Annotated in this window: 12 protein-coding genes and 2 pseudogenes; 9 read left to right on the top strand and 5 right to left on the bottom strand. The window is 65.8% G+C overall.

The window, feature by feature from the left end; all coding sequences use genetic code 11:
- The 4 genes from M4D77_RS19465 to M4D77_RS19480 all read right to left on the bottom strand — a co-directional run.
- The coding region (locus tag M4D77_RS19465) for an acyl-CoA dehydrogenase family protein (protein WP_259937078.1) at nt 1–1,111 on the bottom strand (1,111 nt) is incomplete at its 3' end.
- Nucleotides 1,112–1,131: 20 nt separating this feature from the next.
- Nucleotides 1,132–2,364: an acyl-CoA dehydrogenase family protein gene (locus M4D77_RS19470; protein ID WP_259937079.1), complete on the bottom strand. Its 1,233-nt coding sequence runs from the start codon at nt 2,362–2,364 to the stop codon at nt 1,132–1,134.
- Nucleotides 2,365–2,454: 90 nt separating this feature from the next.
- The gene (locus tag M4D77_RS19475) at nt 2,455–3,696 is read right to left on the bottom strand and encodes an AI-2E family transporter (RefSeq protein ID WP_259937080.1); all 1,242 of its coding nucleotides are present in this window, start codon (nt 3,694–3,696) and stop codon (nt 2,455–2,457) included.
- 143 nt (nt 3,697–3,839) lie between these two features.
- The gene (locus M4D77_RS19480) at nt 3,840–6,245 is read right to left on the bottom strand and encodes an acetyl-CoA acetyltransferase (RefSeq protein WP_396266603.1); all 2,406 of its coding nucleotides are present in this window, start codon (nt 6,243–6,245) and stop codon (nt 3,840–3,842) included.
- Between the two features lie 175 nt (nt 6,246–6,420).
- On the opposite strand from M4D77_RS19480, the gene M4D77_RS19485 reads away from it, so the two are divergent.
- From M4D77_RS19485 to M4D77_RS19495, 3 genes are all read left to right on the top strand, one after another.
- Complete coding sequence (locus M4D77_RS19485) at nt 6,421–7,662, top strand: acyl-CoA dehydrogenase family protein (protein ID WP_259937082.1); 1,242 nt, start codon at nt 6,421–6,423, stop codon at nt 7,660–7,662.
- A gap of 26 nt (nt 7,663–7,688) precedes the next feature.
- Nucleotides 7,689–8,984, top strand: a complete 1,296-nt coding sequence (locus tag M4D77_RS19490) for a WS/DGAT domain-containing protein (RefSeq protein ID WP_259937083.1) — start codon at nt 7,689–7,691, stop codon at nt 8,982–8,984.
- Nucleotides 8,985–9,463: 479 nt separating this feature from the next.
- Nucleotides 9,464–11,266, top strand: a complete 1,803-nt coding sequence (locus M4D77_RS19495; RefSeq protein WP_259937084.1) for an HNH endonuclease signature motif containing protein — start codon at nt 9,464–9,466, stop codon at nt 11,264–11,266.
- Nucleotides 11,267–11,346: 80 nt separating this feature from the next.
- On the opposite strand, the gene lon is transcribed toward M4D77_RS19495, so the two are convergent.
- Nucleotides 11,347–13,689 (bottom strand): endopeptidase La, encoded by a 2,343-nt coding sequence (gene lon, locus M4D77_RS19500; RefSeq protein ID WP_078113991.1) that lies wholly within the window; start codon nt 13,687–13,689, stop codon nt 11,347–11,349.
- Nucleotides 13,690–13,866: 177 nt separating this feature from the next.
- Between lon and M4D77_RS19505 the strand changes: the two genes are divergently transcribed.
- The 6 genes and pseudogenes from M4D77_RS19505 to M4D77_RS19525 form a co-directional block, all read left to right on the top strand.
- Nucleotides 13,867–14,592 carry a TnsA-like heteromeric transposase endonuclease subunit gene (locus M4D77_RS19505; protein WP_006369927.1) on the top strand — a complete coding sequence of 242 codons (726 nt, stop codon included), beginning with the start codon at nt 13,867–13,869 and terminating at the stop codon, nt 14,590–14,592.
- A complete protein-coding gene (locus M4D77_RS19510; RefSeq protein ID WP_079931101.1) occupies nt 14,589–16,598 on the top strand; it encodes a helix-turn-helix domain-containing protein in 2,010 nt (669 codons plus the stop codon). The genes M4D77_RS19505 and M4D77_RS19510 overlap by 4 nt, the downstream gene beginning before the upstream one ends.
- Complete coding sequence (locus M4D77_RS19515) at nt 16,595–17,668, top strand: ATP-binding protein (protein WP_006369929.1); 1,074 nt, start codon at nt 16,595–16,597, stop codon at nt 17,666–17,668. Before M4D77_RS19510 ends, M4D77_RS19515 begins: the two co-directional genes overlap by 4 nt.
- A pseudogene (locus tag M4D77_RS23900) lies at nt 17,634–18,116 on the top strand (TniQ family protein); the annotation flags it as partial. The gene M4D77_RS19515 and the pseudogene M4D77_RS23900, both read left to right, overlap by 35 nt.
- Before the next feature lie 159 nt (nt 18,117–18,275).
- Nucleotides 18,276–19,328 (top strand): hypothetical protein, encoded by a 1,053-nt coding sequence (locus tag M4D77_RS19520; RefSeq protein ID WP_020169780.1) that lies wholly within the window; start codon nt 18,276–18,278, stop codon nt 19,326–19,328.
- A 296-nt stretch (nt 19,329–19,624) separates the two neighbouring features.
- Nucleotides 19,625–19,970: pseudogene (locus M4D77_RS19525) on the top strand (hypothetical protein); the annotation flags it as partial.

Consider the following 19,970-nt stretch of genomic DNA (forward strand, 5'->3'; position numbering starts at 1 on the left):
GATGGGCGTCCGCGGTGCCGAATTCGTACTCGATGGCGGTGAGACGCTTGAAGTAGTGGCCGATGGCCAGCTCTTCGGTCATCCCCATCCCGCCGTGCAACTGCACCGCGTTCTGTCCGATGAACCGGGCGGCGCGACTGACCGTGGCCTTGGCGGCCGAGACCGCCGCCGCCCGTTCCGCCGGGGAGCCCTCGAGGGACAGGATCGCGAAATACTGTGCGGCGACCGACTGTTCGAGCTCGAGATGCATGTCGACCATGCGGTGCTGCAGCACCTGGAAGCTGCCGATCGGAACCCCGAACTGCTCGCGCTGCTTGGAGTACTCGACGGTGTCGGTGAACACCTTGCGCATCAGGCCGACGGCCTCGGAGACGACCGCGGCGGTCGCGGTGTCCCACGCCTTCTCCAGGATCTCGATGGCGTTCTCGTCGGCGATGAGCGCGTCGCCGGGCAGGCGCACGTCGGTGAACGTGATGTCGGCGGCCTGGCGGTCGTCGATGGTGCGCAGCTTGTGCAGCTCGAGCCCCGTCGGCCCGCCGTCGGCGAGATCGATCAGGAACAGCGAGACGCCGGCGGGATCGTGGGGTTCGCCTGCGGTGCGGGCACTGACGATCAGGTAGTCGGCGAGCGGCGCCGTGGTGACGACGGCCTTGGTGCCGTTGAGCACCCACTCGTCGCCGTCCCGGTCGGCGGAGGTCTCGATGCGGGAGAGGACCCCGCCCGAGCCGTCTTCGAGCGCGGCGAGTGCGCTGAGCGCCTCGCCCTCGGCGATGCGAGCGGCGGCCTCGAGGGCGACCGGGTTACCGGTCGCGTGCAGCAGGCCCGCACCGAGCACGACCGTGTCGACGAACGGCTCGACCACGAGGGCGTGCCCGAGCGCTTCGGTGACGACCATCAGTTCTTCGGGGCCGCCGCCGAATCCGCCGATGTCCTCCGGCAGACAGGCGCCGACGACCCCGAGGTCCTCGACGAAGGCCTTCCAGATCTTCGGCTGCCAGCCCTCGCCGACCTTCGCGGCGTCGCGGCTGACCTGGAGGTCGTACCGCGCGTCGAGGAACTTGTCGAGACCGTCGGACAGCAATTGCTGTTCGGGTGTGAGTGTGAAGTCCATTGGTTATCTCCTGTGACCCGTCAGAGACCCAGAGCCGCTTTGGCGAGGATGTTTCGTTGAATTTCGTTGCTGCCGGCGTAGATCGAGCCCGCGCGGTCGTTGAAGTAGTGCAGCGGCGCGACGGCCTGCCACGGTTCGCCGCTGACGTAGCCGTCGGTGGGCGGGGTGTACTGGAAGATGGGTCCGCCCGGCTTGGTGGCGTGCGGCTGGAAGACCCGTCCGTGCGGTCCCGCGGCCTCCAGGCTGAGGGTCGTGATCTCCTGGCTCAGTTCGGTGCCGAGGATCTTCAGCATCGACGCGATGGAGCCGGGGTCCTTGCCCGAACTCATCGCGGCGAGCGCGCGGTACTCGAGGACCTCGAGGATCTTCGCGCGCACCTGCAGGTCGGTGAGCTTGGCCGCGAAGGCCGGATCCTCCGACAGCGGGCCGCCGTTCGGCGCCGTCACCGACGCCGCGTCCCGGCCGAGCTGCTCGGCCATGACCTGCAGCGCCGGGGCGGCCGCGCCGCCGCCACGCTCGAAGACGAGCAGGTACTTCGCGACGGTCCACCCCTCGTCGATCTTGCCGAGGACGTTCTTCTTGGGCACGCGCACGCCGTCGAAGAAGACCTGCGCCTGCACCTGCTCGCCGGACGCGAACACGAGGTTCTGCACCTCGATGCCCGGCGAGTTCATGTCGATGAGCACGAACGTGATGCCCTGCTGCTTGCGTTCCTGGCGCGAGGTCCGCACGAGGCAGAAGATCCAGTTCGCCTCGGAGGCGTGGGTGGTCCAGATCTTGGAACCGGTGACGACGAGATCGTCGCCGTCGTCGACCGCGGCCATCGACAGCGACGCGAGGTCGGAGCCGGACTCCGGCTCGGAGTAGCCCTGGCAGAAGAAGACGCTGCCGTCGAGGATGCCCGGCAGGAAGAAGTTCTTCTGCTCGTCGGTGCCGAACGCCATGATCGCGTGCGACACCATGCGGATGCCCATCGGCGACAGCGACGGCGCGCCGGCGAGGATCGACTCACGGCTGAAGATGTAGTGCTGGGATTGCGACCAGTCGCATCCGCCGTACTGCACCGGCCACGCGGGAGCGGCCCAGCCACGCTCGTGCAGGATCGCCTGCCACTCCATCGAGGCCTCGTGGTCGGAGTAGACGCTGGTGCGCAGCGTGCCCGCCGCGCGTAGGTCGGGGGTCAGTTTCTCGTCGAGGAACGCGCGGACCTCGTCGCGAAACGCAGCGTCGTCCGGAGACCAGTTCATGTCCATGAGCGGTGCGCAACCTATCTGTAAACGGTTGTGGTCAGATTGGGGTCGAAAGGGAATCTACCCAATGATCGGCGCGGTGCGTAGCCCGCCTCACGTTTCCGGTTCCAGTGTGACGCCCGGGGCCGATCCGGGTGGCGGATCTTCACCCTTCGTGCCCGTGGTCTTCGCGGGTTCTCTCGTGTCGTCGTCGGATGTCCCCGCCTCGGTCGGGTCCGGGCTCTTCGGCTGCCCGCCCGACGACAGCAGCACGTCTGCCCAGCGGGTGGCGGGGTCGATGTCGATGAGCAAGGCCTTGGCGAGCAGGGTCAGCGGCACCGCGAGGATCGCGCCCAGCGGCCCGATCGCCCAGGCCCAGAAGAGCAGGGACAGGAAGGTCAGGGTGGTCGACAATCCGACCGCGTCGCCGACGAATTTCGGTTGGATGACCGACTGGATGATGACGTTGATCGCGCTGTAGACGACGATGACGACGATCATCTTCGTGGGCCCCCCGACGAGCAGCCCGAGCAGCGCGGGTGGGACCAGACCGATGATGAAGCCTACGTTCGGGATGTAGTTGGTGATGAACGACAGCAGGCCCCAGAGGATGGGGAGCGGGATGGACAGCAATGCGAGGGCCACGCTGTCGAGCACGGCGACGATCAGGCCGAAGACCGTCGACACCCACAGATAGCTACGTGTCCCCTGCGAGAACGAACGGAAGGCCGATGCGATGTCGGGGCGCATCCGGTCCAGGATGTTCATCCGGTCGTCGAAGCCGACCGAGTCCGCGGCCATGAACAGCAGCAGGGCGAGGACGAGCACGAGCGCCGAGGCCACGCTGAACGTGCTGCTCAGCACGTCGGTCACGGCACCGACGACCTTGCTGGTGTCGACATGGGAGATCATGTCCTGCACCTTGTCGTGGCTGACGCCGTGGCTGGTGAGGAAGTTCTGGAAGCTGGTGACGAGGTCGTCGAACTTGTCGTCGTACTGCGGCAGGATCGATGCCAGGCGTGCGACGGAGAACACCAGCGCCGCGAACAGCCCGATGAGGATTCCGTAGACGAGGAGCACCGTCGTCACGAAGGCGGCCCACCGCGGGAAGCCCTTCTTGCGCAACCAGTTCGGGACCGGTTGGACGGCGACGGTGAGCATCAGCGCGAGAAAGACCGGACCGACCAGCGACGCCACCGATTTGATGCCGCCGATGGCGACGACGAGGCCGGCGATCGTGAGGAGCACGATGGTGCCCCGCGGCAGTGTCCAGTCGGGGGGATCGACCCGGTACGACGGTGGTGGGGGTGTGCGTTTGGAGGACTTGGTTCCGCGCGCCTCACTGCTACCGGACATGGTGTGCCGCCTTTCTGGACACGACTGTTACGTCGAAACAGCGGCCACCCACACGCGGGAGCGCGCGGAGTGGCCGCCGTCAAGTGTTCAGCATCCGACGACCATCCGCGCGTTTTCCGTGCGCTTTCGTCTTCGATGAGTCTCTAGTGGCCTTTCCAGTTCGGCGTCCGCTTCATCACGAACGCCATGATCCCTTCGAGGGTGTCGCCGCTGATCACGAGCGAGTCGAGCACCGAGGTGCTGGCGTGGACGGCGTCGACCGTGTCGGTGATGGCGTCGGACTGTTCCATGGTGGCGATCGACGCCCGTACCGACGTCGGAGAGGCGGCCAGGATCTCCTCGGCCACGCCGCGTGCGGTCTCGAGAACCTTTCCGGCGGGGGCGATCCGGCTCACCAGTCCGGCGGCCGCGGCTTCGGCGGCCGAGATCCGACGCCCGGTCAGGATCATGTCGCGTGCGAGCGCGGGCGGGATCATCCGCGGCAGGCGGACCAGACCACCCGCGGCGGCCGCCAAACCCACCTTCACCTCGGGCAGTCCGAACGATGCGTCCTCGTCGGCCACGACGATGTGACAGGCCATCGCGATCTCGCAGCCGCCGCCGAGCGCGAAGCCGTTGACCGCCGCGATCACCGGTTTGGGCAGGCTGCGCCGCGAGGTGAGTCCGGCGAACCCGTTCTTCGGCACCGACAGGGCGGCGGGGCCCGCGGTCGCCGCGAGATCGTTGCCCGCCGAGAATGCCTTGTCGCCCTTGCCCGTCAGGATCGCCACCCACAGGTCGGGATCGGCGAAGTAGGCCTCGAAGATCGAGTCGAGTTCGGCGTTCGCCGCGGGGTTCAACGCGTTGCGCGCATCGAGCCGGTTGATGGTCACCTCGAGCAGCCGGCCGTCGCGACGGATCTCGACGTGCTCGTAGGAGTCGCGGAACGCCGGCGCGACGACCGGATGCCGGGAGTTCATGGCCGCGGCGGTCAGGGCCACCCGATTGCCCTTGTCGAAGGACCGCACGACGATCGGCGTGCCGACGGGGTCCTCGGAGGTGAGGAGGAGGTCGAAGAGTTCGTCGTCGTCGGAATCGAGATTGGCCACGAAGCGGGCGCCGAGTCCCTCCGGAACGGTCGGATCGACCAGCCGGCCGATCACCACACCGGTGCGGCGGCCGTTCTTCTGCGGGATGACCGTGTAGGTCTCGACGACCGCGGCGCCGTCGGCGTCGGCGATCGTGGGAACGGTCGGTACCGCGTCGAGCTCGGCCTGGACCGGACCGCTGGTGTCCGGGGGCCACGGTGCCGGCGTCGTCGAATAGACACCCGCGGCATGCTTGCTCAGCACACCACCGTTGGCGACGACGAGACCGTAGTCACCCGGCGATCGCCGGACGCGGGTGACGACTTCGGCGATCGCGTGGAGTGAGTAGTTGTTGCCCGGCCCGCCGAAGAACGGCAGGCCACCCGTCAGGGTCAGTCCGCGCGGATCGTCGGGCGACATGCCGATCCCGTCGAGGACGTTGAACACCGCGATCGGGAAGCAGCTGTAGATGTCGACGACGGAGATGTCGTCGAGCCCGATCCCGGCGACCTGCAGCGCATGCCGCACCGCCGCGGGAGCCGCAGGAGCGGAGGACAATTTGGGGCGAGCCAGGACCGGGCGTTCCACCGTCGACGAATGACCGTGCAGGAACACCCATTTCGCAGGGTCGACGCCGGCGGCCTGCGCGGCCCGCACCGACATCACGACCACGGCTGCGGCCTGGTTGACCTGATCGCGCGCCACGATGTACCGGGTGAACGGATCGGACACGATCCGGTTCTCGGGGGTGACGGTGACGAGTTCGTCGGCGGTGCGCGCCGTCGGGGCGGCCGAGTGCGGGTTGGCGGCGGCGACCTCGGTGAACGGTGCGAACAACTCACCCATCGTGGCGATGTAGGCATCGCGGCCCAGGCCGGAGGCGTGCCGGCGGGCGTTCTCCAGCAGGGCGTACTGCGGCAACACCGACGCGAGGCCGTGCCGCATCTCGGCGACCGAGATGATGCCCTTGAGCCCGAAGCCGCGGTCCTCGAGCTGTCCACCGACCTCCTCGGCGAAGCTCGGGCGCTGGTCCTCCGGCTGTGACATGAGGTGGCGGACCGTCGACATCACCTCGGCGCCGAACACCACGGCCCCCTCGGAGTCGCCGGCGGCGATGGCCGCCGCGAGTTCGGTGAGCATCGTCTGCGGGGTCTGGCCGCCGGTCACGGCCTGCACGGCGCGGCGTGGGTCCACCCCGATCCGGTTGCCGACCGCGCGCGGCATGTTGTCCGGTCGGCCCAGCGGTGACGACGACAACGGGCTCGAGATCTCGAACGAGCGGATCGCGGCGATCGTGTCGATCGACCCGGCGACGTCGCCTCCGGAGTCGGCGAATGCGGCGGTCACCGCCCGGGCGGCGAGGTCGGCCTCGCCGAGCGCCTCGTATCCGGGATCGGTCAGGCGTTCCGATGCCTGGCCCACGCCGACGACGACGGGGGTGGTCGGATCGATATCAACGAGCGTTGTTGGCATACCAAACATTGACACATGGCGTGACCGGGGTCTCATCGGAGGTGGCCGACGAGCGTCGGAGCGCCAGTGTGCGGTGCACGCGCCCAGAACGTCAGCGTTGCGGTCAGCGCGGTTGCAACCGTGGTCGTCCGGTGCCGAGCCGACCAGACTGTCGCCGACCAGTCTGCGATCGAAAGGACCCCCGATGACGTCCACTGTGCCGTCCACCGAGCAAATCAACCGGCCCGCCACCGGAACGACGGACGAGCGTCTCGACGAGGTGTTCGCACCGATCTTCGACCGGATCGCCGAAGGCGCCGTGCAGCGCGAGGACGACCGTAGGCTTGCATACGACGAGGTCGCGTGGCTACGGAAGGCGAAGTTCGGCGCGTTGCGCGTGCCGGTGGAATTCGGCGGTTATGGCGCGTCGATCCGTCAGCTGTTCCGGTTGCTCATCGAGCTGGCCGCCGCGGAGTCCAATCTCCCGCAGGCCCTGCGGGTGCACTGGTCGTTCGTCGAGGACCAGCTCGCCGCCCTCCCGGACGAGGCTGCGCAGCAGTGGTTGCGCAAGGTCGGCGAGGGGACGCTGGTCGGCAACGCGATCACCGAACCCGGCGTCGGCGCCATCGACCGGTACCAGACGCGCCTCACCCCGGATCCGGCGAGTACCGACGGCAGCGGGTTCCGGCTCGACGGCACCAAGTACTACAGCACCGGCAGCCTCTACTCCGACCACATCCTCGTCGCCGCCGACCAAGACGGTGAGCGGGTCTCGGTACTCGTCGACGCCGACGCCGACGGCGTCACCCAGCACGACGACTGGGACGGCTTCGGTCAGCGCCTGACCGCCAGCGGCACCGCCGAGTTCGCGAATGTCGAGGTGCCGGCCGAGCGTGTCCTCGGCCCGGGGTACGGCGGGGAGGGGCGCACGTACGCGACGTCGTATCTGCAACTCGTGCAGCTCTCGGTGCTCGCGGGTATCGCGGCACGCGCCACCGACGACGTCGTGGAGTGGGTGCGCAACCGCACGCGCACCTTCACGCATTCGACCGCCGACCTGCCGCGCCATGATCCGTTGGTGCAGCAGGTGATCGGCCGGTTGTCGGCGGCGGCCTACACCGCGCGCACGCTGGTCCTCGACATCGCCGACGAGCTCGACGAGCTCGCGCTCGCCGGCTGGGAGGACGCCGCGCTCCTCGACCGCGTCGAATTCGATGTCGCCCGTGCCCAGGCCGCCGTCATCCCCGCCGTGCTCGACGCGACCACGCAGCTCTTCGAGGTCGGCGGCGCGTCGATCACCTCCGAGCGTCTGCGCCTGGATCGCCACTGGCGCAACGCCCGGGTGATCTCGGTGCACAACCCGCTGATCTTCAAGCTGCAGGCGGTCGGCGACCACGTGCTCAACGGCACCGACCTGCCGTACGCCTGGAGCGCCGGACAGAAGTAGCACGCCGTGCCGCTACGCTGGCGGCCATGCACCGGATGGCCGCGGCGGACGCGGTGTCGTACTGGATGTCGCAGCGCATCCCGAACGACGAGTTCCTGGTGTATTGCTTTGCCGCGCCGCGCGGTTCGATCGAGGACTGCGCGGCGCGACTCCGGCTGCGGGCGGCGCACGTCGACGATCTGTGCCTCCGGATACGAGATGTCCCGGGCACCGCCGACCGCCCGTATTGGGAATCCGTCCGGCCCGCCGACGACCAGGTCCGCGTGGACGCGTCGAGCCGCACGTGGTCGTCGTGTCTGACGGAGATCGCCGGGCTCATCGCCCAGCCGCTCGATCCCACGCGGGAGGCGTGGCGGGCGCACCTCTTCGGCCCGGTCGCCGAAGTCCCGGCAGCGACGGGTCCGGTGGTCGTCGTCGTGCTCCAGGTCTGTCACGCCCTGGGCGACGGGCGTCGGATGTCACGGATCGCGCGCGACTGGTTCACGGCTCCTGCGCCTCCACGACGACCGGTGTCCGAGGTGCGTTCACCCTTCCGCGAGTTGATGGTCGACGCCGTTACGGCGCTCGGCGGAGTGCTTCGATTCCCCGGCGAGTTCGTCACGACAGCGTGGCGAGGGGTTCGCGCGGCGCGGCTCGCCTCGGCATCCGTGCCGGGAACGGCGGGATATGCGCCGACTCGGTTGAACGTCCCACCCGGACCGCGGCGCACCCTGCGTGTGTTGGTCGTCGCGCGTGATCAACTCAGCGGACCCGGAGTGCCGGTCACGGTCGCCGTACTCACCGCGATCTCGGTCGCGTTCCCGGAGTATCTGGGGGACCGGGATCGACGGTACGGCGCGGAGCTGACGGTCGGGCGCGGCGGAGAACGTCGAGCGCGCAATCACTTTCGCAACGCGGGGATCGATCTGCACGTCGACGTCGACGATCTGGGCGAGCGCGCACGACTCATCGGCGCCGAGATCGCCGCCGCTCGAGCAGCCGAGGCGGAGCCGCTGCGGGTCGCGCAGCGTCGGGCGTCGGAGTCGACACCGGCGATCCTGACCCGATGGGGGATCCGATCGTTCGATCTCGACACCCCGCCGGCGACGGTCACCGGCGTCACCGTGGTCTCGTCGGTGAACCGCGGAGCCGCCGATCTCGACCTCGACGGCGGTGAGATCCTTTTCACCACAGGATTTCCCGCGCTGTCGCCGGCTCAGGGATTGACTCACGGCGTACACGGGATCGGCGACCGGATCGCGATCTCGGTGACCACGAGCCCGGATGTCATGAACGATGTGGACCGGTACGTGGAACTGCTCGCGCGAGCGCTGGGTGGCTGAGTGCACGCCGCCGCGGCCCCTCCGCTCCACTCCCTGAGCTGAGTTGCGAGAAGCGCAGCCGCCCCCTCTGCTCCCTCATCCCAAAGAACCACGAAACCGCTGGTCTGCGATGCCCTCCCTTTGCTCCCTGAGGTGCGAGGAGCGTTAGCGACGAGCCTCGAAGGGTGGCGACGTCATCTCACCAAGACCCTTCGTGACGGCCTCCGCAAGCTCGCTCCTCAGGGAGCAGTAGAAGGGCTCGCGCCGCGCACAACCTTTCTTTCGTGATCCACGACGGCGGCCGGGCCGCGTCACGAAGGGCCTGGCGACCAAATGTCCCCGCTCCCAGCGAATTCGACGTGATCTGCGCCGCCGACCATAGCCAGATGTCGAGGACTGCTCGTCGACCGAGCATTCTTGTCGGTGGTCGGGTCTACCTTGGATGTATCAGTTGGACCGGTCAACCAGGCGGGATGGCAACGACTTCGGGGGGAGTCACTGTGGGGGCATGGACGGATCTGCCGGGCGAGTTCCTCGCCGGGGTCGATCCTGCCTGTCCGGCCGATGCCGACACCGCCACCCATATGCAGCGTCTGGGGTCGATCCGCGCGGGCGAGTCGTATCTGGCGTGGTGCCGCTACCAGACGATCCTGGTGTTGTGCGATCGGCTGTTGACCACGGTCGGCAACAGTTACGTGTCCGACGGTTTCGGTGACATCGTCGCCCGGGTCTCGCGGGAGGCCGGGATCACCCGCTACCGGGCGGGGATGCTGGTTGACGAGGCGTTGTGTCTGCGTGACCGGTTGCCGCGGGTGTTGGAGACGTTGCGCGACGGCATCATCGGGCCGCACCAGATCCGGGAGATCATCGGCCGCACGCATTTGGTGTCCGATGATCACCTTCTCGACCCCGACGACCCCGCCAGCCGCCGGATCATCGAGGTGCTCGACGAGTCGATCGCCGACCTGCTGCGCTCCCGGTCCGGGTCGTGGTCGACGTCAGGTTTGCGCGACATGATCGACCGCCTGGTCTTCGGCCACGACGCCGACGCCGTCCGGGAACGGCGCCGCGAAGCGCTCGACAAACGAGGCGTGTGGACCGAGAACCACGGTGACGGCACCGGTGAGATCACCGCGGTCATGGCCGCCGAGAACATCCGAGCTTCCAACGCCTCGGTACGGGAGTTGGCCGCATCAGTGTGCGACCGGGATGGCCGCACCCTCGGGGAACGAAAGTCCGACGCCATGTACGCATTGCTCACCCGAACAGCGTTCACCTGTGCGTGCGGACAATCCGACTGCACCACAACACCTGTCGATCCTGGAGGTTCGGCGGCGAGTACCGAGATCGTGATTCACGTGGTGACCGACGCCGACACCCTGGCCGGCGGGTCCGGACCCGGCTGGGTCGACGGGCACGGAGTCATCTCCGACGAGCATGTGCGCGACCTCGCCGCCCGGCCCGACGCGACCATCAGACCGGTCACCCCCATCCGCACACCACCCACGCAGGTCGTCGCCGGCGAGGGCGGATACGACGACGAGCCCACGCGGACGGCGAACATCGCCGCGCCACAGCAGGCTACAGATGACGCCGACACCAACACCAACACCAACACCGACGCCGGCGGCGCGGGTGACGCGTCGACGCCCCCGACTTCGGCCTCATCGTCGGCGGAGCCGGTGTCGTCGGAGGTCGTGGTGGTCTACCCGGCTGCCCTGCCTGGTGACCCGTATCGTCCGACAAGTGCGTGCGCGGAGTTCGTGCGGGTGCGCGACGGCTACTGCACCGAGCCGGGTTGCACGCGTTCGGCATTCACCGCCGATGTCGATCACGTCGCCGAGTACGACCACGCCCGGCCGGCACGCGGGGGTGCGACCTCGAGTGAGAACCTCAACGCCAAATGCCGTCCCGGTCATCTGCACAAGACCCACGGTGACTGGACCGATGTGCAGTACCGCGACGACGAGGGCCGCCTGGTCACCGAATACGTCACGCCCGAGGGCTTTGTGATCCCCGGCGAGGCCGAAACCCTCGAAGACCTCTTCCCCAACCTGCGGCGCATCCGATTCGAACAAGCCGCGAAAGCCCCACCGACACCGCGGATCATCGTGCCCGAACGGCAAGGCAGACAACAACAAGGCCGACAACCGCGCACGATCACCGAACGCACCGCCGCGAAACACGCGAAGCGGCGAGAAGAACGTGCCCGCAACAAGGCACAACGCGAAGCAGATCGACTTGCCCGAGCCGAGGCAGCCAGCCATCAACCCGACACGCCCGACGACCCGCCACCCTTCTGACAGACGCCAACACCCCGGCGGAACGTGATCGTCCACGTACCACCGGGGTGTTGGCTGGGCCTGGGCTACAGCGCGCGGGATCAGGCCGCGGAGACCTGCGCGTCGACGGCGACTTCCAGCGCCTGCGCGACGATCTCGGCGACATCGGTCATCGGCCGCACGTCGAGGGCGTCGAGCACCTCGGCCGGCACGTCGTCGAGGTCGGGCTCGTTGCGCTGCGGGATGAAGATGGTCTTCAGCCCATTGCGTTGTGCGGCAAGCAGTTTCTGCTTGACCCCACCGATCGGCAGGACCCGCCCGTTGAGCGTGACCTCGCCGGTCATCCCGACATCGCTGCGCACCTGACGTCCCGTCGCCATCGACACCAGCGCGGTGACCATGGTGACGCCGGCGCTCGGACCGTCCTTCGGCACGGCCCCGGCCGGAACGTGCACGTGGATGGTCTTGTCGAGCGCTTTCGGGTCGACGCCGAGCTGCTCGGCGTGCGCCCGCACGTACGACAGTGCGATCTGCGCCGACTCCTTCATCACGTCGCCGAGCTGGCCGGTCAACTTCAGACCCGGCTCACCCTCGGTGGCGTTCACCTCGATGAACAGGACGTCGCCGCCCATGCCCGTGACCGCGAGACCGGTTGCGACACCGGGGACCGCCGTCCGCTCCGCCGATTCCGGCGTGAAGCGCGGACGCCCCAGGTAGTCGCGCAGATCGGGCTCGTCGATGATGACGGGCGCCGTCGCGGTTCCCCCGTCTCCCGATTCGACCGCGAGGTTGGTCGCGGCCTTGCGAAGCGCCTTCGCCAGCAGCCGTTCGAACTGCCGCACACCGGGTTCGCGGGTGTAGTTGGCCGCGATCTCCCGCAGCGCCGCATCGGTGACGGTCACCTCGTCGGGTGTCAGCGCCGCCCGCTCCGCCTGCCGGGGCAGCAGGTAATCGCGGGCGATGGCGACCTTGTCGTCCTCGGTGTACCCGTCGAGCGTGACCAGCTCCATACGGTCGAGCAGGGCCGACGGGATGTTCTCGATGACGTTGGCGGTCGCGAGGAACAGCACATCGGACAGGTCGAGATCGAGATCGAGGTAGTGATCGCGGAAGGTGTGATTCTGCGCGGGGTCGAGGACCTCGAGCAGCGCGGCGGCCGGGTCGCCCCGGTAGTCCGAGCCCACCTTGTCGATCTCGTCCAGCAGCACAACGGGATTCATCGATCCCGCCTCACCGATGGCCCGCACGATCCGGCCGGGCAGCGCACCGACGTAGGTACGCCGGTGGCCGCGGATCTCCGACTCGTCGCGCACACCGCCGAGGGCGACGCGCACGAACTTGCGGCCCAACGCCCGGGCGACGCTCTCACCGAGCGATGTCTTGCCGACCCCGGGAGGACCGGCGAGCACCATCACGGCGCCCGACCCGCGTCCGCCGACGACCTGCAGGCCGCGTTCGGCGCGACGGGCACGCACCGCGAGGTACTCGACGATGCGGTCCTTCACGTCGTCGAGGCCGTGGTGGTCGGCGTCGAGGATCTCGCGCGCGCCCTTGACGTCGGTCGAGTCCTCGGTCCGGGTGTTCCACGGCAGGTCGAGGACGGTGTCGAGCCAGGTGCGGATCCATCCGGTCTCCGGCGACTGGTCGCTGGCACGCTCGAGCTTGCCCACCTCGCGGAGCGCGGCCTCGCGCACCTTCTCGGGCAGGTCGGCTTCCTCGACGCGGCCGCGGTAGTCGTCGGCGCCCTCGGGTTCGTCCTCGCCGAGCTCCTTGCGGATGGCGGCGAGCTGCTGGCGAAGCAGGAATTCCTTCTGCTGCTTGTCCATGCCCGCGCGGACGTCCTCGGCGATCTTCTCGGTCACCTCGGACTCGGCCAGATGATCGCCGGTCCACTCGATGAGCAGCCGCAACCGCGCCGCGGTCACCGGCGTCTCGAGCAGCTCACGCTTCTGTTCGTCGGACAGCCACGACGCATAGCCCGAGGTGTCGGCGAGATCCGCCGGATCGGACATCTTGTTGACGGCGTCGATGAGCTGCCATGCCTCGCGGCGCTGCAGCATCGCCAGCACGAGCTTCTTGTACTCGCCGGCGAGTTCACGTTCTTCGTCGGTGGCGTCAACGGCGTCGACCTCGGTCACCTCGACCCACAGCGCCGCACCGTGACCGGGTGTCCCGGTCCCGATCTGCGCGCGCTGCTCACCCTTGACGACGGCTGCCATGCCGCCGCCCGGGATACGGCCGACCTGCACGATCGACGCGATGACACCGTAGGTGGGATACCGGTCGTCCAGACGTGGGGCGACCAGCAGTTTCCCGGTCTCGCTCGCCCGGGCGGCGTCGACCGTGGCCTGTGCGGCATCGTCGAGCGGGATGGGCACGACCATGCCGGGCAGGACGACGACGTCGGGAACGAAGAGAACCGGCAGTGAATATGTCTGCGACATGAAACCTCCAGAGTTAAGTCTGACCGACTCAACCCAGGTGGCAGGAATCTTGTTCCCGGGCGATTTATGCCAGGAGCGAACGGGGTTGTAGCTTCTCACCGAACGTGTCATTTTCTCATCGGCTTGTCATAGGCGTGTCATCGTTCTCATCGGGCTGTCATGCGGCACGATAGCAAAATGCCTGATCAGATCGGTGCGACCGAGATTCGCTTCGTTACCGAAGCCGGTGACGAGACCATCAGTCAGGTCAGGGATCACTCGATCAGCTCGATGGCCCGAGCCCAGCCAGTGCGCCTGCCACCGTCCCACGCCGGCCAACGCCACTATCCAGGTCTTTTTTGGACCCGTACAACAGCCGACCACGTGGTTTACGAAAGCCTTCTCGAACGCGACCGCATCTTGCTTGCCGACTTCGATCCCGAAGTCGTTTGGATCACGGCGCAACCTTTCTGGATCACCGGCGACGACAGAGGTACCGGCCGACGCCACTGTCCCGATCTCCTACTGACGCGGGCTGATGGGTCATATTTGGTCGTGGACGTCAAGAATCCACGAATCGCGCAGAAAGACGAGGTCAAGGCCGTGTTCACGTGGACCAAGGTGGTGTCCAAGCGCCTCTCCGCCGATTATGAGGTTTGGACCGGCGAGGACTCGGCGTTGATCAACAACATCAGATTCGCTTCTCAGGCTCGCCGCGAGTCGCGCGCGGCCCTGTTCCAGACGGTGCTCGAACGATTTCCAGAGGAGCTCTCAATCGCGCACGCTGAAGCCACACTCGCAGCCGAGCGGATTGCACGGCCTCGACACATCGTCCTCGAGCTTCTGTGGACGGGCACCTTCACGGCCGATCTCACCCGGCCATTCGGCGACAACACCTTGATCCATCGAGCCGAGGCCGTATGAGCAACACTTATCGACTTGCTGTTGGCGATCGGGTGTGGATCGACGGATCCGTGGTCCGCATAGTCGAGATCAGCGACAGTCGGTCGATAGTCGAATCGGATCGCGGCACACGAGCGGTGAGCACTCCACACCTCGTGAGGTCTTCTCAGCCGCTCGACGCACCTCGCAGGCCCTGCGAGACGTCCGGACAACTGCTTTCGAATCTTACGAAGAAACAGCAAGAGACTTACAACGCACGGCTCGCCGTCGTCGAAGCAGTACTGGAGATGCATCACAACAGCGGCGACTCTATCGGTCGCAGCTCCGAAACGGTCGCTCTCGCACACAACATGTCTGACCGCACCGTCAAACGCTGGGTGAAGGCGTATCAAGAGTCAGGACCAGCCGGCCTCGTCGAAGCAAGGAAGCAGCGCTCGCCGATCGACCCACTCTGGCGGGAGGCGTGCCTCGACGTACTCAATCGGTACACACGCGAATCCACACCCAGCAGAAACATAGTAATCGACCAGGCCAACAATCTGCTGACCGAGCGGTGTGGCGCCGATCTGGCGCCCACCCCATCCAATGCGACCGCCTACCGCTGGCTGGACGAGCTCTCCAAGGGTCGCTATTCATTTGGCAGCGGAAAGGCACGGCGAATCGCCGCCGACCGGCCGGAGGCCCCGTATGGCCGTTTGCGCGCCACGCGCCCCGGAGAGTACTTCGTACTCGACACAACGCGCCTCGACGTGTTCGCGATGGAGCCGATCACGCTGCGTTGGGTGCCGGTCGAACTCACTGTGGCGCAAGACCTCTATACACGCTGCATTGTCGGTCTGCGCCTGACCCCGATTTCAACCAAGGCAATCGACGTGGCCAATGTGTTACACCAGTCGGTCACGCCCCAAGAACCGGTCGACGACGGAGCGTGGCCGTTTCACGGCGTGCCTAGTTCGATCGCAATCGAACGCGACGACCCGACCGCAGACGATGCCACTCCGAGCATCCCAGGCTGCCTACCCGAGTCAATCGTTGTTGACCATGGCAAGATCTACCTCTCGCACCATGTCAGATCCGCCTGTGCGCGACTCGGAATCTCGATTCAGCCTGCGATCGTAAAGAAGGCGTCAGACAAGCCAACTGTCGAACGCTTCTTCAAGACCATTCGGCTCGGCCTGCTTCAGCAACTGCCGGGCTACAAGGGACCCGACGTCTATCACCGCGGTGAAGACATTGAGAGTCAAGCGTTCTACTACGTCGCCGAGCTTGAGTCGATAATTCGCGAGTGGACAGCTCGGGTGTACCACCGGTCGAAACACGAAGGCTTGTGTCTCCCTGAGACGCCCGGCCTCGAGCTATCACCGCTCGAAATGTACGAGATCGGCCTGGCTCGCGCCGGTGGACTCACCATCCCGTCCTCACCGGACCTTGCGTACGAGTTTCTCAATGTGGAGTGGCGCACGATCCAGCACTATGGCATAGAAGTGGATGGGCGCCGATACGATGGCGCGGCGCTCAACCCTTACCGGAATAGCAAGTCCAACTTCGGTGGTCCGAAGGCTAGAAAATGGCCAATCCACATAGACAGCGGCGATGTTCGACGCGTGTACTTCCGCGACCCCTCATCTGGCAAATGGTCGCCTCTGGTCTGGGAGCACGCAGGTGGACTCGACCAGCCCTTCTCCTCGGACGCCGCCGACTACACCAAGCTTCTGGCCGTCCGCGAAAACCGGCATGTCGACCCACAGGACGCCGTCCGCAACCTCCTCGATGAGTGGTCCAAAGGCAACACCAAATCCAAGCGCGACCGCGCCCTCGCACGACGCCTGGCCAGCACCCGTTCCACGGCAAGCGATACTGGCGATGGCCAACCTGACGACGAGATTGCATCACTGCCAGGAGTTATCGACCTTCTCGCGAGGAGAGCAGAACGTCGCCCTCCAGGTTGGGATTTGGACGATGACCTCGATGTGTTTGAGAAGTACCAAGGTGCAGACGATTCGAGCTATGAGGTATTCGACGAATGAGTAACCCATGGGCACTATGGCTTCGAAACAATCAACCGCATCGCTACAACCTGGCGTCAAAAGTGGGCTGGCACGACTTCGTGCATTCGCCGCCGCGCGCGAGCCTGGAACTCCTCACGAAGGGACAGATCGCAGCGCTCAGCGACGACGAGCGCGAAGACTACAACGAAGCTCGCTTTGTATGGAATGCCAACCTCCCGACTGTCAAGACAGCTCAACTCACGCACGCCTTCGCTGTCATCGATCAAGTCATGGCGTCCAACCGTCGCGATGGCGACCGCCTCCGCGGATCGGTCGTGATCGACGCCCCGCCAGGTCTCGGTAAGACCACCATCGCCATCCGCTACGCAAGGCAGTTCCATCGAACTGCAATTCGCCGCCTCAGCAGCGAGACCGCCGCAGGCGATCAGCGTATTCCGGTCGCCTTCATCCCGCTCGATGCTGGAATCACCCTCAAGGGCCTGAACAGAAAGATCCTCGCCTTCTATGGCCATCTGGGGGTAGCTGGTGCGAATACTTCTGGTTTGGGTGCGCTCGCGGTCGACTGCGTACGGAGCTGCGAGACTCAGATAATTGTCATCGATGACCTTCACTTCATCGACTTTCGAGACCGTCACGGTCGCGAAGTAAGCAATCATCTGAAGGGCTTGGCCAACGAAATGGCGGTCACGTTCATTTACGTCGGTGTACGCCTCACAGAGAAGAAGTTCTTCGACGAGGGCCTGGGAGGCGATGACGGTGCCGTGTACGCACAGACTGCCCGCCGTGCCACACGTGCACGCGTCGCGCCGTTCAACACCGACTCCGATGCCAGCAACGTCGCCTGGATCTCGCTTCTCAACGCCCTCGAATTGCACCTAATGCTCGCCGCGCAAACGCCTGGGACACTATCCGATTTCGGCAAGGAACTCTTCCGCCGAACGCAAGGGCACATCGGTTCACTGACGAACCTGCTCGATCGGGCCGCCTATCTGGCTATTAAGACGGGCACCGAGCAAATTACTGCGAGCATCCTGGAGGAGGTCGTCGTTGACAATGCCGCTCAGCGGCTCACCACTCCCAAGAGGTGAGAGAACCGACGCGGAGCAACTACCCTCCGCAATTGCGATACCAGACGGGTACAACCCGCGGCGGCTTCCCATACTCGTCGCCCCCAGGGACGATGAGACCGCACCGAGTTGGCTGCGCCGTTTCGGCCACCGCTACGGACTCACCGCACGCGCGCTACTCCGAGAACTCGGGATTCCAACGAGTGCCTGGTCCCCCACACGAGTCTCTGCGCATATCGCTGAGCACAGTGATTTGATTGTGGATACGGTGGGGCTACCGGACGAACGAGCCCGATACCTCCGGGCAGGACTCATATCCGAGGCTGTTTCCGCATTTCGCACGCACTGGGAACGGTACGGTAAGTCTTCGGAATCGATGCCCCTCGACCCTTCCTACTGTCCCGAATGCCTTGCTCAGCAAGGATACTGGAACTCGACATGGTCACTGCCGCTACACCGCGTCTGTGTCGAACATGCGATCTTGATGCCTACCAACTGCCCTCGGTGCGCCGAGACGCCGTGGGCGGGCACGAGTTGGCCCAATAGCACCGACCCCAACTGGGCCTGTCCGCAGCGCGACAATCGCCCCCGAACACCAAGAACTCGACACGCATACTGCGGCCACGACTTGCGCGACGTCGAGTTCCGTAGGGTTGCCCCCGAGATCGTTGAAGCTCAGGTTTGGATTCTCGAACTCGCACGCGGTGCATCAGAGCCTTCGACGAACAGCTTTGGCGGTCAGCGGTTCAGTACACGCGAATACTTCGACGCGGCTCTGACGCTGGGCAAGCCCATTATGAGCTGTCAAGCAGCAAGCGACCCTGACGCCGCGTGCCTCGAGCAACTCCTCAAGGTAAAGTCCATCCTCTGCGAGGAGGACGTTCATGCGGCTCATTCGCTCGCCGTAGAGCAGAGCGTCCTTACTCCAGGAACCTGGCTTCTCAGGGACGGCCGAGATTTGCCCCGTAGTCGGACGAATGCGGTTATCGGCCACCTCGCCATCACCCCGCTCGCCGAAAAGCTATCGCCGACGGCACAACTGACGTTTCGAGTTGCTAGTGGGTGTGCCCGTTATCCGACGGCCCACGAGATCCCGGGCAACCACATTCCTCTCTCGTCGATACCTCAAGTTCACTGGACGGGATTCCGCGACTACACGACTGCGAAGGATCGCGCCGTCCTTTCCATGCTCCTTGCACGGTCTGGGACCGCGAGACCTTGGGGCCATATCGCTTTCGCGCTAGGACTGCCTCACGAATTCTCGCGCTACCCACCACTACTCATCCGCCAGATCAAGCGCAGCGGCGATTGGACCGACACCCTGGATCAGATCGAGAACCAGACCCGGGAACTGCTCACCGGCCCGCCTCCTATCGATTACCACCGCCGGCGGCTTCAACTTGCCAATCCAGATCTCACGATCTCCATTGCGAGAATTCTTAGCACGAGCCGCACGTTCAGAGCAGTGACTCCACACGCGCTAGCCGTCGCGATTTGGGAGGTCTACACCGGCGGGGCCGCCGAGTTCGCGACAGAATCGCTCTACTCTGAGGATTCCAACGACGGCGATCTCAGCTCGGCGCGCAACCTGGTACGCGAGCAGTGGTCCACAATCCGATCAAACAGCCTGTTGCCTGACCTGGGATTCGGCGAGGAGCCACTTGAATGGCGCCCACCTTGAAGGAGCTACGTGCAGACAGGACACTCCGGCAACAGATCTGACTCGCGCTCGTCAGTGGCTTCGAGAATGCCCTCACTCTACCGCGGAACGCTTGAGGCGGATCAGCACATGTGCCGCGCAGATGTCTACGAGGCGAATGAGTCATACCGACGCCACGGGCTCAAAGGAGTCGGGCAACTCAACTCACTGATGGAAATCCTCCTGCAGCACACCTTCAACGCCGCAAGTCCACGCTATACACCGTGGGAAATTGATCGAGAACCACCAGGGCGTGCAATCTCCCTGCCGCCGACGGCATGGCCGCCGAGTTCGGAACCGACCCTTGCGACACGCTACCCGGATGGTCCGACGAACTGGTAGTCGAACGCCTCGGTCTTGATCGGGCATCGCCCGCAGGGTCGCGCGAGGTGTGGGCATTCGTCGGCGTCGCTTGCAACAATGCCCATGTGAAGTTCCGTCGCCGCAACCTCGAAGCTCTTGGAAACCTCGTCGTGGGCAACCTCGGACGCGACGATGCCCAGAACGTCGACGAAGTTCGGTACTTCCCGTATCGCTCCAGCATGTACATCACTGAGTTCTTTCAAGAGTTGGAGACGGAGTACCAGCACGACGGCTCCACCCGCCACCGGTGGGTTGCCGACG

This window comes from Gordonia sp. p3-SID1431 (assembly GCF_025143765.1).
Lineage (GTDB): Bacteria > Actinomycetota > Actinomycetes > Mycobacteriales > Mycobacteriaceae > Gordonia > Gordonia hongkongensis.

What these genes read in the sequence shown, in the direction of transcription:
- M4D77_RS19470 (WP_259937079.1), bottom strand. Translation starts at nt 2,364, where the DNA reads ATGGACATGAACTGGTCTCCGGACGACGCTGCGTTTCGCGACGAGGTC.
- M4D77_RS19475 (WP_259937080.1), bottom strand. Translation starts at nt 3,696, where the DNA reads ATGTCCGGTAGCAGTGAGGCGCGCGGAACCAAGTCCTCCAAACGCACA.
- M4D77_RS19480 (WP_396266603.1), bottom strand. Translation starts at nt 6,245, where the DNA reads ATGTTTGGTATGCCAACAACGCTCGTTGATATCGATCCGACCACCCCC.
- M4D77_RS19485 (WP_259937082.1), top strand. Translation starts at nt 6,421, where the DNA reads ATGACGTCCACTGTGCCGTCCACCGAGCAAATCAACCGGCCCGCCACC.
- M4D77_RS19490 (WP_259937083.1), top strand. Translation starts at nt 7,689, where the DNA reads ATGCACCGGATGGCCGCGGCGGACGCGGTGTCGTACTGGATGTCGCAG.
- lon (WP_078113991.1), bottom strand. Translation starts at nt 13,689, where the DNA reads ATGTCGCAGACATATTCACTGCCGGTTCTCTTCGTTCCCGACGTCGTC.
- M4D77_RS19505 (WP_006369927.1), top strand. Translation starts at nt 13,867, where the DNA reads ATGCCTGATCAGATCGGTGCGACCGAGATTCGCTTCGTTACCGAAGCC.
- M4D77_RS19510 (WP_079931101.1), top strand. Translation starts at nt 14,589, where the DNA reads ATGAGCAACACTTATCGACTTGCTGTTGGCGATCGGGTGTGGATCGAC.
- M4D77_RS19515 (WP_006369929.1), top strand. Translation starts at nt 16,595, where the DNA reads ATGAGTAACCCATGGGCACTATGGCTTCGAAACAATCAACCGCATCGC.